Here is a 12,488-nt window from a genome sequence, read left to right on the forward strand (position 1 = left end):
ACGCTCGTTACGCTGCTTGTCCCCAAACTCGGGGGCACAATCTTCGGCGCGCTTGTCGTTGCGGTAGTCCTGTTGGGGGTGTTTGCGATTGCGGCGGGCCTTCCGGGGTTGCGGTCAAATAAGCCCCGCCAGTAATTCCCTAGTCCCGCCCCCTCTCGGCCTTTTCGGCCGCCTCTATCGCCTCATCCAGCGCCGCCTCCCACGTTCCCCACGGATACGCCCACAAGCCGGTGTGTCCGTGGCGGATCAGGCAGGCGGCGTTTCGTTCAAGTCGCCGGAGAGCCTCACCAGCACTTGGCGCCCTGCCTCGCCGATGCGCTCTCGTAGGTCGAAAAAATCCGGGTTCACCGCCTTGCAGTCCTCCCCCAGCTCGCGCAGCTCGCTGGGCGTCATGCCGCCCAGTTGTTCGGCCGTGGCGTTGGTCATGCGCTCCAGGTCGTCGAGGGTGAAATCGGGCAGCAGGCTGTCGCGCACCAGGTCAGGCTCCACGGCTCTGGCCTCCATGCTCTTCAGCCAATCGCGGATTTCTGCAACGGTCAGCTCGCGGCACTGGATGCCGGTCTTGCTGGTCTTGGTCATTGCCATGTCATGGGCTCCAGGCGCCGGGCCTGTGCGGCCCGGCGGGTTGTGAGTGGGTGGGGGGTTACAGCAGGTCGACGCGGTAGAACGGGGATTCACCGGCAGGGCGGCTCAGGTCGGCCAGCACCTCGCCCTTGGCGAGCAGCTTGCCGGGGTTCTCGGCGTCGATCAGGGCCAGTTCCTCGGCCGGCGGGGCCTTCCAGCGCCAGAACGTCACCACCACCGGGCGGCCGCTGTCGGCTTCGTTGAGGCCGTCGAATACGATCTCGTATTCGGCGCCGGGCTCGATCAGGGCCTCCAGGCGGGTGGCCGCCGTCGAGATGTAGGCCAGCAGTGCGGGGGTCGGCGCGGTGATCAGCGTGCTGCCGGCCTTGACCCGAACGCCCGCGGCCGAGACCTCGACCTCGCTCAGGGGGATGGGGGTGGAGCCTGCCTTTTGGGTGATGACCAGGCTCTTGGCGCCGGGGAACTCGGTGCGGGCGAGACTGCCCGGCATCAGCAGAACTTCCTCGCCGCTGACGGTTTCCTCGGCCAACGTGACCAGGCCGCCCTGGGTCACCATGGCCAAGTTGTCCTCAAGCCACTCCTGCATTTGGACTGTCAGGTCAACGCCTTCCAGGTTGTCCAGGCGGGCCAGGTTGCCGCCGCCGGGCTTGCGGTGCTGCTTCCAGGCGGTGGAGTTGCTGCGGTGGGCGATCTTCAGTTGCTCACAGTCGCCCAGGTCGCGCATCAGCGCGTTCGGGATGCCGAGGCGGCGGGCACTGACGATGCCTACGCCTTTGTAGACCTTCACGCTTGTCACGTTTGCCATGGCTTACTTGCCCCCTTTGACGATCTCGCCGGCATTCAGCGAAACGATGGCTTTTGCATCGCTTTCGGATACGGAAATGACCGTGTCCTTGGCGTACTTGGTGCCCGCGTGGCGGTGTCCCTGCTCGCGGGTGATGAGAACTTTCACGTTCTTGTCCGCCTCGGGGGCGGTGGTTTCAGTAGTCATGCGGTCCTCCTAACGGACGCGTGGGTGTTTGAATTGCACCGGCCAGGTGATGACCCAGGCAGCGGTGGATTTCTGGTCAAGGGCCGCGTGGTAGAGGTTCGCGGCCTTGACGTCTTTACCGTTGATGCTGTCCACCAACGGCAGGCCCAGGTCGCTGCCGGGTAGCGCCGACAGGATCGGGGCGAGCACGTCCAGGACGTTGAGCGCCCGGCTGCCTGCGCGGCCCAGGTCGCCGGCCAGTGCCACCAGGACCACCTGGGCGGAGCACACCAGGTGCCCCTGCCCGTTGACGCTGGGGCGCAGCCCTTCCAGGGCGATGCGGCAAGCCCGCGTGGTGGTGGCGTAGCGCTCCAGGTCGGCAACGCTGAAGCGGCCGCCGTGGAGCTTCACCTCCACCGGGAGTGCGGCCGCATCGAAACGCGCCTTGACCCAGGTCTCGACACCGGCCAGCACGCCGGATGCGGTCAGCTCAGCCATTTGTCAGTGCCTCCAGGTAGTCCTCACAGATCCCGATCAGGTCCTCGAAGTCCTGCCCCTCGACGCCCAGGAACTCGCGTCGCGGGATGCCGCGCTCCGGGTCGCCGAAGTTGTGGCTCGCCGCGTAGACCATCGGGCTACCGGTCAACACGCTGTTGCCTTGCACCTGGTAGCTGATGCTGTTCAGCAGCGGCCCCAGGCTTTGCAGCAGGCTCTGGCCGGCGTGGCGGGTCTCCGCGTACTGCGGGGACCAGGCCGCCCAAGGCTCGCCCGAGGGGCTGGTCTTGTCGCTCTGGATGCGGCGCCGGGTCTGTGACTCCACCTCGGCGCCCAGCCCTTCCAGGAGCGGCTCCACGTCGAACTGGGCCAGGCGGTCCAGGTAGCGGGCGACGCGCGGGTCGGCTGCGAGGTTTGCCCGCAGTGCTACGCCCGTCACAGCAACCTCCTGAACCGCGCCGGCTGTGCCTCGAAATACGCCAGGCCGCTGGACTCGTCCGGCGGCGTGGGCTGGCCCAGGCTGGCCGATCCATCGGCCACGCGGCGCAGGAACGACACGGCGTCTTCGTAGCGCTTGCGCTTGTCCTCGGTGAGGGCCCCGTCCTGGGATAGCCGGTACATGGCGATATCCCCGCAGACCCGCACCAGGGCCGGCGGCACCACCTGCAACGGCAGGCGGTGCAGGACGCCGACGTAGCTGTCGATTTCCCCGGCGGCGTTCGCCAGGGCGTCATCGATCACCTGGTCATCCGGCTGGCCGTCCTGGTCGCGGTCGGCCACCACCCGCACGGCGTCCAGGCCGTACAGGCTGATGAACTGCTCGCGGGTGGCGTAGGCCATTACTTGCCCCCTTCCTTGGCGGTTTTGTTGGCACCGCCCTTGCTCCCGCTCCCGGTCGCCTTGGCTGGCCCTGCTGCGTTCTGCTGGGCCGGCGCGGTGGTGTCGGTCGTGCCGGGGTTAGCCGGTCCCTCACCAGGCGAGGTGGCGGGCAAACCCTGGCCATCGCCCTGGGGCGGGCCGCCATCCGGGCCAGGCGGCGCCACGGCGTCGCCCTCCAGGACGGTGACGGTCAGCACCGGGTCGGCCTTGAGCGTCTCCAGCTGCTCCAGGGTGAACTCGTCGTCGGGGTAGTCCACCGCTTTGGTGGAATGCACGACGCCACAGCGGCGGTAGACGCCCCGGCTTGCCTTGATTCGGATGGTCATTGCGGCGGCCCCCGATCAGCGCAGTTCGTCGCATACGAACAGCTCGGCGGTGCCGGCCCATTCGTTGCCGCCGTTCTCGTCTTTCACCAGCAGCTTGCGGGCCTGGGCCTCCAGTTGCGGCGGGACGACCAGCAGGCGCGGCTTGATCTTGAGCGGGCGGCCGCCGTCGGCGGTGAAGCCCATCATCGCGGCGCGGGCCTTGCCGTAGAACTCAGGGGTCAGCGGCTGCTTGCTGGCGTAGGCCATCTGCCAGAACCCATAGCCAGCCTCACAGCGGTAGCGCACGCCGTGGACAAACACGTCCTGGTTGAACACCTGGTCGCTGTTGTTCGGGTTGGTCTTGCTGGTCAGCTCCGGCTTGGTGCGTTCCTGGAAAATGATCGGCTTGATGGCGCGGGAGTCGTCCAGCAGATACCAGGTCGGGCCGGGGTTGGATGCCGGTACGTCCATGTTGCTGATTGAGGCGGCGTCACCGGTGCCGTCGACCCGGGGGAAGACGGGGTGCTCGGTGTCAAAGAAGTTCTGGCCGTCGTAACAGGGCTTGGTGAAGCCGGCGGCCAGCGCTTCGAACACCAGCGACTCGGGGTGATAGGCAGCCGCGCGGCCCATCTCTTTGAACATCGGCAGGAACACGCCGGCCTGGTCGTCCTCGATGGCTTCGCGCTCGATGGTGATGGTGCTTTCGAACTTGCGGTTCGTGATGGTGTACCCGTGCGCGGCCATCTTCTTGAGCACACGGTCGCCGATCCACTCGCGCAGCAGCGGGAACTGGCCGAGCCAGGGGTAGAGGTTGCCGGAGGTGCTGCTGGGCACCAGGGTGGCAATGCGCGCCCATTGGGTATCCTGGGCGGCCTCGGCCAGCGCGTTCTGGTACTCGGCGCGATAGGCTTGGAACAACGGCGCGAGAATCGCCGGGGTGATCTGTACGGGCATGTCAGTTGACTCCTTCGATGTGCTTCTTGAACTGCTCGTCGCTCATGCCCAGCCAGCGCGCGACGGTCTGCTGTTCGGCGTTGAGCGCCATGTCCTGCTGCTCGGGCAGCTTGTTCGGCAGCACGGCTTCGGTGACCGAGGGCGCGGCCTTGACGAACTCGCGGAAGCGCTCCAGGCCGCCTTCCTGCTGGCACTGGGCGATGTGATAGGCGCGGGTTGCCGGGGTGATCTTTCCGGCCGTGAGTGCCGCCTCGATCTCGGCGTTGATGGCCGTTTGCAGCTCGGACTTCTTGTGCGCCTGCAGCTGCTGCTCCGCGTTCTCTGCGCGCTTCATCAGGCCGTCGTAGTCGGCGCGAGGGACGTACTTGTCCAGGGACGGGGATCGTTCGCTGTTGAGGGCCACGGCCTGGGCCTCCTTCAGCGCGTTGATGGCGGCGACGGCGTCCTGTTCCGTCGCGTTTTCGGGCAAGCCGAGGGCTGCCCTGATGGCTTCTGCAAGCTCCATCGGGTGGTTCTCCGGGGTGGTTTCAGAGTTGAGGGCCTTGAGGGTGAGGTTCGGCTTGTTGGTCAGGCCGAACGAGCTGAACCTGGCGATACGCCCGTCGTCGTCGTGCAGGAACACGGGCGAGACGTAGCGGTACTCGCGGGCGCTGATGCTGTTCGCGGCGCGTGATGTCCAGTCGACACGGGCCTCGATGGCGCCGCGCTCGCTGATGCGGTACTCCAGGGCCCAGCCGGCCGCCGGGGCATCGTTGCCCTGGGGCGCCTGCAGCTCGGTCGCGTGGAGGTAGTCGAACGGCAGCTCGGCGCCCTGGCTATGGGCCAGGGTGTTGCGCAGAACGTCGGCCGCGTCGTAGGTCCAGCGGCGGCCGTCACGGCCAACAATGACCGGGCCGGGCGGTAGAACTTCGACCCATTCGGGAACGCCGGCCCCCAGCTCGGAGCAGAGGGCGGCGCGTTCGATTTGGAGGTGGGGGGCTGCTGTTTTCATGCCGCCATGTTCGGCGGCGGCAGGGGGTGGGGATTAGGTGACGGGGGTCAGTAACTCACGGCGGGGATAGGCGGGACGCTGTGCCGGAAGCAAACCGACAAGCGGCACTTGTGGGTAACATTGTTATCCAGCATCTTACAGCCCATGCCAGCCACTACGGCGAGGCGACATCAAGGAGCGACATCATGGACAACTTCAACGTCACTGCCCCCAACAACGGCAACAGCATTGCCCAGGAACTCATCAGAATGTTTGGCCCTTTCGCTGAAAACGTTGAGTCATGGGCAATTCGTGAGTGCGCCAGCGATAAAGCGGTCGGTGAGTTCGGCAGTGGCAGCCATGAGTACATTTTCGTTGATGGCTCAAAGCTCGTTTTTACTGATGAGCCGGACGGCGTTTTCCCTGGGGAAGTAAATAGAAAGGTCTCGGCAAAATGAGGAAGCCTGACGCCTCCAACCACAACCCAGACCCGCGCTACCTGCGCGGGTTAATCGATCAGGCCGGGGTCAGCCAGCGCAAAGCGGCTGACCTGCTGGGCATGAGTTGGACCGGCTTTCGGAACTACCTACGCGATGAGTCCGACCCGCTGTATCGCGTAGCCGACTATCGCGTCCAGTTCGCGCTGGAGTGCCTGGCCGCTCCTTCCCAGCCTGACTAGCCCCTGCCTATCCGCCCAAATCGCGTTAGATGGGCGTTAGAAAACGATTTCTCCCCTACCGCATACCGTCGCCGCACCTCGCAAGCGCGAGGCCCCTTCTAGGGCGTTTTAGCGGCTGCCTCTTTCTGCTCCAGGAGTTGCTGTGCCCTGGCCAGCCTGGACACCTCTCCGGCGTTGTAGTCCCAGCCCGGATCAATGCCACGCGGCACGCTGACGACCTGGCCGGTGCGCTCGTTGACGTACTCCATTTGCCCCAGGTCGGGAGCGGCGTTCAGGTAACGGCCAGTCGCGAGCAATCGCTCAGCCTCGCGGCGACTTAGCTGGCGAACGTGGCATTTGCAGCCCCAGCCATTGGGCGGGAAATGGGACTGCCACCACGGGTCATCCGCCCGCAGGATGATTCCAGCCCAGCCCCGGTGCTCCGGCCGGTGCTCGCGACTGGGCCCTAGTTCATAGATCAGATAGGGATGAGTCGCCCTAGTGCGCTGGATGCGGCCCCACTGGCCGGCCGCCTGGGCGGTGCGCAGGTTCACGTCGTAGATGGTGCGCAGCCGGCGCGGGCTGCCCAGCTGGACGTCGCGCTCTTCACCCGTCAGCGGGTCCTGCATCGTCGAGCGGCCCCACCACCCCAGGCGCTCCAGGAGCGGCTGGAGGCCGCCCTGGAACTCGCGGAACGGCAGCCCCTCCTGGATGGCCTCATCCACAGCCGAACGAATGGCTTCCAGGATGTCCAGGCGCATGGCCTTGGCCACGGTCCAGGCGATGGCGTGTTCCTCCTGCCAGACGTCCCGGTAGTCGAAACCGACCTCGTACCCCTTGGCGCGCAGGTAGTCCAGGGCCTCACGGGGTACGGGCCCCGGCGTCTCTACCGTCGCGCTCATTGCGGGCCGCCTCCGTCGCCCAGGGCGCGGGCTTTGAAGGCGGCCAGGGCCAGGGCGTCCACCAGGTCGGCGTCGTCCATCTCGTCCAGGAGCGTGGCCAGGCCGGCGCGGAACTCTTCAAACGACGCGGAGCGCTGGGCCAACTGCTCCAGGGGATCGACCACGGGCCGCATCAGCGGGCGCCATTCGGTCAATTCGTCGTCGACCAGGTCGTCGATGGCGTCCCGCTGCTGTTCGCTGTTGAGCGCCACCCGGCCGCCCCCGCAGGATGCGCAGGTGCAGGGGCGTTGCTGGTTGAGGGCGGGCAGTGCCGGCAGCGCTCCGGCGGGCCGGAGCGTGGCGACTCCCTTCTCGGGCGCGGGCAGGCCGAAACGGTCCAGGATGTGGGAGGCCGCCACGGGCAGGCCCCGGTCAATGAATGGGGCCAGGGCATCGGCCAGCGCCTTGAGGTCCTCCGGCTCGCTTACCTGGAGCGTTACGGTCGGGTAGGCCTTCTGCGGGCCGAAATTCAGAGTGACGAACACCCGGACCAGGTCGCGATTGATGGTGGTGGCAACCTGTTTGGCATCGGCCTTGAGGATGTCGCGGCGCACTTCGTTGTGGACGTTGGCCTGGCTCTGGCTCGACCCGTTGTCGGCGGTCATGGTCTGGCCCAGGACCGCCTTGGACACCTGGCGGTCCAGCCACTCGGCCAGGCGTTCGAACAACTCGGCACCGCCGGCCGCGTTGGCGATCTCCTGGAACTCGATGCGCATGCTGTCCGGCATAATGGCGGCCGCGTCGCTGGCCAGCTGGGTGACGGCCCGGCGTAGCACGGCGATGTCGTCAGACTTCGCACCAGGTCCGTAGCGGCCTATGCGTAGAGGCATGCCATACAACTCGCCGTAGCGCATCCAGTCTTTCTGGCTGAATGCCTTGCACATGACCGCAACAGCCACCAGGCGCGCCACGCCGCCCCGAATCGGCAGGCCGGACTTGAGACGCGGCATGTGGATGACCAGGCGATCCTTGGGCAACTCCTGGCCCTGGCCGGTGCCGTCCAGCAGCTGGAGGCGCTTGCCGGTCACCCGGTCGAACTGGAACCACCGGGGGTCGCGGTGCTCGTAGCGGCTCGGCCAGAACTGCCCATCCCGGTATTCCCAGATGGGTTCGACGACCGAATAGCCCTTGCCGATGGCGTCGAGCAGATCATCGAGCATGTCGCCGAACGCGGGGGATTCCACCAGGTGGCGCACTGCCTCGGCGATCTCTCGGTCACGGGGCGAATCGCTGGCGGCTTCCACGGCGACGGGTAGGCCGGATACCGCACGTTTGCGCGTGCCCAGGACGGAGGCGTAGTGCGGGTCTTTCTCCTCCATTTCCTCGGCTAGCGTCAGGTAGTCGCGGGCGTCGCCCGTGGCGGCCGCCTGGAGGATGGAGCGCAGGCGACTGGGGTCCAGCGTGGTGGCGACGGTGTCGTTGTTGTACGCCATCTGTGCGCCGATGACGCTGGCGTGGATGACTTCCTGGAGCAGGTCGGCACGGCGCATCGGGTGCCCGTGCTGGTCCAGGATCTGGGGTTCGTTCATCAGAGCATTCCTCTAACGCTCCAGCCCTGGGCCGGTTCGTCGTCGTTGTCGAATTGGTCGGCGTTGCTGGGGCCGACCTTCTCGTATCCGTAGGCGCGCACCTCCATCCGCCCGGCAGAGCGGGCCAGCGCGATGGCAATGCCGGCGTCGCCGTGGCGCTTGCCCTGGCTGTCGGTGGTCCGGGTGTCGGGTATGCGGGCAACGCCACCAATGACGCGGAACGCGCGCAGGTCGCCGATGACGTCCCGGTCGGCCGGGATGTCGTACAGGCTGCCGTCCTCCAGGTCGGCCTTGAGGCCCGGCATGTTGTCGCGATACCAGCCCTCGGTGAGCATCACTTCGGCAATGCGCTCGTGGCCGTAGTGCACGGCCGCCGACTCGGCCAACTGCTGGCCGTTGCCCCTGGCGTCGTGGGCGCCGGCCATGAAGCCCGGTAGCCCGTCCACGATGAAGAACAGAATCTGTTCCTGTTGTTTGAACGGCACGCCCCGCAGCTCGACCAGGAAGGCGACCCGCTTGCGGGTGTCCTGGTCCTGCACCAGGACGCAGATAACGGACAGGTCGCCGCTGCGGGCGAAGTCCATGCCGTAATACGTCCAGGCACCCGGCGGCAGTTGTGCCAAGAGCGGCGCAATTTCACGTTCGCACCAGGCCAGGCTATCCATGAGGCGGATGTGTTCGGCGGTCTTCACATACTCCGGGGCATAGGCCAGGCGCAGCACCGGTACACCCGACCGGCTGCGCTGCTCCAGGACGGCAAGGCTGAGGTAGGTTCCGCCACCCTGGGAGGGCACGCAGTCCAGCTCTTCCTTGGCGGCGTCGCCGTAGGTGGCATAAACGCCGGCCACCCACTCCGCTTCGTTCGCTGCGTCGTAGGGAATGCCCTTGCGCAGGCAAACGCGTCGGTACAGGCCGTCCGCTACCGCTTCCTTGAAGGTGCAACGGAACAACTCGCCCCGGCGCTTGCCAGCCCGGATTTCGTCTATCAGCTCGTTGAACGGGTTGTCGGTGCCGTTGTGCGTGCTGATGACGTGAACCTCGCCGCCCCAGATCAGCAGCGCCAGGGCCGCCTTGAGCAGCTCGGCCAGGTCGGGGTGGAACGCGGCCTCGTCGATCACGACGGTGCCCTGACGGCCCCGCAGGTTGGACGGCCGACTGGTCAGGGCAACGATGCGATAGCCCGATGGGAGCTTGATGGAGTACGTCTTGATATGGCGCTCGGGGTCGTCATCCTCCCAGATGCCTTCCTCGATCTCCCCGGCCGCATAGTTGAAAGCCCGCGCCCACATGGCACAGGCCTGGATGTACTCGACCGTCATGTCCTGGTTGTAGCCCAGGTAATAGACGTTCATCCCGCCGGCCGCCGTCGAGCTGGCCGCGACCAGGACGTTATCGGCCGCCTCGGCCCAGGTCAGGCCGATGCGGCGCGACTTCTCGCCAACCTTGAGTGGGGCCCGGATGGATGTCCACCGCTTCTGGTAGTCCAGCAAGACGGCCGGCACGTCCACGACCTGGCCCACGGAAATGACGTCTGCCAGCGGTGAACGGACAGGCTCCTGGAGCGGCTGCGGCTTGAGCTTCACGCGGCCACCCCCAGGATTTGCCGGCGTATCTCGTTGACGGTCTCGGCGTTGAGGCCGCCCTTGCGGACGATTCTCTCGACCGCCTGGGCGGCGACTTCCGCCCGCGCCTTGACCTCGGCTTGCCACTTCTTCTGGACCACGGATGCGCGCCCCAACTCGGCCACGGCTTTGGCAACCTTGGGCAGGTCGACCTTTCCGTTCTCGGCCATGAGCAGGTTGAACAGGTGTTCCTGGACCAGGCGCATCAGCGCCTCGTTGACCGCACCCTCTTCATCGGGGGCGGCGGTGACGACGGCTTTGGCCTGCTCGCTGGCCATACGCAGACGGCTCAGGCGGTCTTCGAACGTCTGCCCGTAGGCGTGCAGCGCGCTCTTGCCAATGCTGTAGCCCCGTTCGGCCAGCTCGGCCGAAAGGGCTTCATAGCCGCTGAAGTTGTTTTCGACCAGGGCCTGGTCGAGCCAGGCTTTCACCTCAGCCGGGAGGGCGCCGACCTTGCTGCGCGGCGGCATGGCATCAGCCTCGCGGCGGGCGGGCGATGCCGCCACGGCAATCGGAGGTGTACTCGACCAGGTCCACGCCCCAGTGGGTCAGGCCGCAAATCCAGACGCCGTCCGGGCGTTTGTCGAGGGTGACCAGGCGGCGGTCCAGCAGGTAGTCCAGCTCGCGGCGGACCTCCAGCTGGGTGGCGTCGGTGAAGATGCCCTGGATGGTGGTCAGTACCAGGTGCTCCAGCGGGTCGACCGGGCGGGAGTTGTTCAGGGTCAGCAGGATGTACCAGCGCATGGACTCCCTGCGGGCCTTCACCAGGTCAATATCAATCATGGTTGGTGGCTCCTTTGAGCTGGACGACTTCGAGCTTGTCCCGGAGACCGTCGAGCTTGGCTTCTATTACGGTTTGGTTGCGCACGTAGTCCGTGCGGTGGACGTACTGCATGGGCAGTTCGGCCTGGAAGCGCAGGAACTCGCGCTCCAGTTGGGCGAGCTTGGCGATCTCCTTCTCCTGGGCGGCGAACCGTTCGCCCAGGCGCCGCTCCATCTGGGTCAGCAGGAGCCGGACGATGCCGAACATCAGGGTGGTAAAAATCCCCAGCAGCGAGATGGCCCAGCCCACGGCCTGGGTAAATTCCATTTGCATCAGTGGTCCTCCAGGACGTCGATCAGGGCGCCGAGTTGTGCGGCGGTTGCGCGGCACTGCTCGGCGTAGCGGATGTGGTGGCGCAGCAGATCGGCGCGGCCGATGCCGGCGTCGAGCTGGTCAGCGGCTCCGGCGTCGGCGGCCGCTTCAGCAGCTCTGCCGGGATCGGTGGGGGCGGCGGCGGGCACTGCGGCGCCGGTTGCTTCGTTCCACACGCGGACAAAGCCACGAGTGAAACGGCAGTCAGGCAAAGGCACAGGCGGCGCGTCGAGCGCCGCCCGGTAGAGGTCGTTAACACGGGCTATCTCTCCGGTGAGTCGGTCGGTGGTTTGGCGGTATTGCCGCTGCTGGTCAGCCAGGCGGGCGGCTATCTGGTCGGCGCGCTGGGTCTGCTCGCGGAGTGCGGTTGCGGCGGCTTTGGCATCGGCGGCAGCCTGGAGGGCACGCTCGGCTTCGGCCTGGCTGTGCTCGGCGCGCTGCCTCTCCAGCGCCGCCTCGCCCTCGGCCTTGGCCCTGGCGAACCCAATGTCGTAGGCATCCCGCAATACGGACAGGGCCGCCCAGCTCACCAACATGGCAACGCCGGCACCGAGCACGACCTTGAACAGCGGGGAGCTATAGGCGCTCATAGCCCGCCCTCGCACAGTGCGCGCTCAGCCGCCCGGCGCTTGATCAGGCCGCCCAGCTTGCGGCCCCCCGCGCTGGTCCAGTTGCTGAGCTGGGCGCACGCCTCGGCCACGCGGCCGGCCTGCAGGTGCAGCAGCATCGTGGAATGGTGGCCGCTCTTGAGCCAGACGAAACCGTCCTTGACGCCAGGGGCGCCGGGGCCGGCGTTGTAGATGAACGACAGGAAAGCGGCCAACGTTTTGGCTGACAGCCTGTCGGCGACCTCCTCGGGCACCCAGCGGGCAAAGACGTCGGCCGCTTCCTCCAGGCCCTTGCGGGTGTAAGCGTCGCACTGGGCGTCGGTGGCCTGGTCGCCCAGCCGGACGCCACGGGTCCAGCCGTCGCATATGGTGGGTTTGCCGATTGGGTCCAGGTAGGCCAGCAGGTTGCGGCCTTCGAAATAGCCCACCAGAGGGGTGGCGATAGTGAGTGCGGCCGCGAGCAGGCGCGCCTTAATTCCCATGGGGTTCTCCTACGAGTGCGCGCAGGGCGGACAGGTAGCGATTGCCCACCTCCGGCGCCGAGCGGGTGTGGTTGGTGACGCTGTTGAGTACGCCCTGACGTGGGGCGGAGGGGGGCTTCTGCCGGGCGGCTTCATGCCGTGCCTTGCGGTACTTCTGGAACGCTTGCAGGCGGCCCCAGGCGTCGCGGACGTGGGTTTCCACCTGCTCACGCCAGTGAGCCGGGCAGCGCTCCAGGAGCCGGACGCGGCCCTCCTTCGACGGCTCGGCCAGGATGGCGGCCGCGTAGTCGCGGGGGCTGCGGAATGAGGGGTGGTCTTGAGGTTTCATGCCGCCATGATCGGCGGCAGAGGGGCG

Annotated in this window: 20 protein-coding genes; 2 read left to right on the forward strand and 18 right to left on the reverse strand. The window is 66.8% G+C overall.

Features of this window, described 5'->3' with window-relative positions; genetic code table 11:
* Positions 1–246 precede the first annotated feature (246 nt).
* From A9G05_RS04095 to A9G05_RS04135, 9 genes are read right to left on the reverse strand one after another with little or no spacing between them, the layout of a single operon-like run.
* Positions 247–585, reverse strand: coding sequence for a hypothetical protein (locus A9G05_RS04095; RefSeq protein ID WP_069559757.1), 339 nt, complete (start codon positions 583–585; stop codon positions 247–249).
* A gap of 58 nt (positions 586–643) precedes the next feature.
* Complete coding sequence (locus A9G05_RS04100) at positions 644–1,390, reverse strand: hypothetical protein (RefSeq protein ID WP_139131068.1); 747 nt, start codon at positions 1,388–1,390, stop codon at positions 644–646.
* 3 nt (positions 1,391–1,393) lie between these two features.
* Complete coding sequence (locus A9G05_RS04105) at positions 1,394–1,576, reverse strand: hypothetical protein (protein WP_069559759.1); 183 nt, start codon at positions 1,574–1,576, stop codon at positions 1,394–1,396.
* Between the two features lie 9 nt (positions 1,577–1,585).
* Entirely contained in the window at positions 1,586–2,053 is a 468-nt protein-coding gene (locus A9G05_RS04110) for a hypothetical protein (RefSeq protein ID WP_069559760.1), read from the reverse strand.
* Positions 2,046–2,489 carry a phage virion morphogenesis protein gene (locus tag A9G05_RS04115; RefSeq protein WP_069559761.1) on the reverse strand — a complete coding sequence of 148 codons (444 nt, stop codon included), beginning with the start codon at positions 2,487–2,489 and terminating at the stop codon, positions 2,046–2,048. The genes A9G05_RS04110 and A9G05_RS04115 overlap by 8 nt, the downstream gene beginning before the upstream one ends.
* Positions 2,486–2,890 (reverse strand): gp436 family protein, encoded by a 405-nt coding sequence (locus A9G05_RS04120; RefSeq protein WP_069559762.1) that lies wholly within the window; start codon positions 2,888–2,890, stop codon positions 2,486–2,488. The genes A9G05_RS04115 and A9G05_RS04120 overlap by 4 nt, the downstream gene beginning before the upstream one ends.
* On the reverse strand, positions 2,890–3,255 hold the full coding sequence (locus A9G05_RS04125; RefSeq protein WP_069559763.1) for an HI1506-related protein: 366 nt from the start codon (positions 3,253–3,255) through the stop codon (positions 2,890–2,892). The genes A9G05_RS04120 and A9G05_RS04125 overlap by 1 nt, the downstream gene beginning before the upstream one ends.
* Before the next feature lie 15 nt (positions 3,256–3,270).
* Positions 3,271–4,188 (reverse strand): Mu-like prophage major head subunit gpT family protein, encoded by a 918-nt coding sequence (locus A9G05_RS04130; RefSeq protein WP_069559764.1) that lies wholly within the window; start codon positions 4,186–4,188, stop codon positions 3,271–3,273.
* 1 nt (position 4,189) lies between these two features.
* Positions 4,190–5,179: a phage protease gene (locus tag A9G05_RS04135; RefSeq protein ID WP_069559765.1), complete on the reverse strand. Its 990-nt coding sequence runs from the start codon at positions 5,177–5,179 to the stop codon at positions 4,190–4,192.
* A gap of 185 nt (positions 5,180–5,364) precedes the next feature.
* Here A9G05_RS04135 and A9G05_RS04140 point away from each other — a divergent pair, with 185 nt between their 5' ends.
* Together A9G05_RS04140 and A9G05_RS04145 are read left to right on the forward strand one after the other, a co-directional pair.
* Positions 5,365–5,616: a hypothetical protein gene (locus A9G05_RS04140; RefSeq protein WP_069559766.1), complete on the forward strand. Its 252-nt coding sequence runs from the start codon at positions 5,365–5,367 to the stop codon at positions 5,614–5,616.
* Positions 5,613–5,837 (forward strand): helix-turn-helix transcriptional regulator, encoded by a 225-nt coding sequence (locus A9G05_RS04145; protein ID WP_069559767.1) that lies wholly within the window; start codon positions 5,613–5,615, stop codon positions 5,835–5,837. Before A9G05_RS04140 ends, A9G05_RS04145 begins: the two co-directional genes overlap by 4 nt.
* A 98-nt stretch (positions 5,838–5,935) precedes the next feature.
* Here the strand turns inward: A9G05_RS04145 and A9G05_RS04150 are convergent, their stop codons facing one another.
* From A9G05_RS04150 to A9G05_RS04190, 9 genes are read right to left on the reverse strand one after another with little or no spacing between them, the layout of a single operon-like run.
* A complete protein-coding gene (locus tag A9G05_RS04150; RefSeq protein WP_069559768.1) occupies positions 5,936–6,718 on the reverse strand; it encodes a phage minor head protein in 783 nt (260 codons plus the stop codon).
* Positions 6,715–8,286 carry a DUF935 domain-containing protein gene (locus tag A9G05_RS04155; protein ID WP_069559769.1) on the reverse strand — a complete coding sequence of 524 codons (1,572 nt, stop codon included), beginning with the start codon at positions 8,284–8,286 and terminating at the stop codon, positions 6,715–6,717. Before A9G05_RS04155 ends, A9G05_RS04150 begins: the two co-directional genes overlap by 4 nt.
* Entirely contained in the window at positions 8,286–9,869 is a 1,584-nt protein-coding gene (locus tag A9G05_RS04160) for a hypothetical protein (RefSeq protein WP_256548254.1), read from the reverse strand. The genes A9G05_RS04155 and A9G05_RS04160 overlap by 1 nt, the downstream gene beginning before the upstream one ends.
* Positions 9,866–10,378 (reverse strand): DUF3486 family protein, encoded by a 513-nt coding sequence (locus tag A9G05_RS04165; protein ID WP_069559770.1) that lies wholly within the window; start codon positions 10,376–10,378, stop codon positions 9,866–9,868. The genes A9G05_RS04160 and A9G05_RS04165 overlap by 4 nt, the downstream gene beginning before the upstream one ends.
* 4 nt (positions 10,379–10,382) lie before the next feature.
* Positions 10,383–10,691, reverse strand: coding sequence for a hypothetical protein (locus A9G05_RS04170; protein ID WP_197971108.1), 309 nt, complete (start codon positions 10,689–10,691; stop codon positions 10,383–10,385).
* Positions 10,684–11,004: a hypothetical protein gene (locus A9G05_RS04175; RefSeq protein ID WP_139131069.1), complete on the reverse strand. Its 321-nt coding sequence runs from the start codon at positions 11,002–11,004 to the stop codon at positions 10,684–10,686. The genes A9G05_RS04170 and A9G05_RS04175 overlap by 8 nt, the downstream gene beginning before the upstream one ends.
* Positions 11,004–11,633 carry a hypothetical protein gene (locus A9G05_RS27030; RefSeq protein WP_069559771.1) on the reverse strand — a complete coding sequence of 210 codons (630 nt, stop codon included), beginning with the start codon at positions 11,631–11,633 and terminating at the stop codon, positions 11,004–11,006. The genes A9G05_RS04175 and A9G05_RS27030 overlap by 1 nt, the downstream gene beginning before the upstream one ends.
* Complete coding sequence (locus A9G05_RS04185) at positions 11,630–12,133, reverse strand: lysozyme (protein ID WP_069559772.1); 504 nt, start codon at positions 12,131–12,133, stop codon at positions 11,630–11,632. Before A9G05_RS04185 ends, A9G05_RS27030 begins: the two co-directional genes overlap by 4 nt.
* Positions 12,123–12,461, reverse strand: a complete 339-nt coding sequence (locus tag A9G05_RS04190) for a hypothetical protein (RefSeq protein ID WP_069559773.1) — start codon at positions 12,459–12,461, stop codon at positions 12,123–12,125. Before A9G05_RS04190 ends, A9G05_RS04185 begins: the two co-directional genes overlap by 11 nt.
* Between the last annotated feature and the right edge of the window lie 27 nt (positions 12,462–12,488).

Origin of the sequence: Pseudomonas sp. ENNP23 (assembly GCF_001728945.1) — a bacterium.
In the GTDB taxonomy this organism is placed as follows: Bacteria; Pseudomonadota; Gammaproteobacteria; order Pseudomonadales; family Pseudomonadaceae; genus Metapseudomonas; species Metapseudomonas otitidis.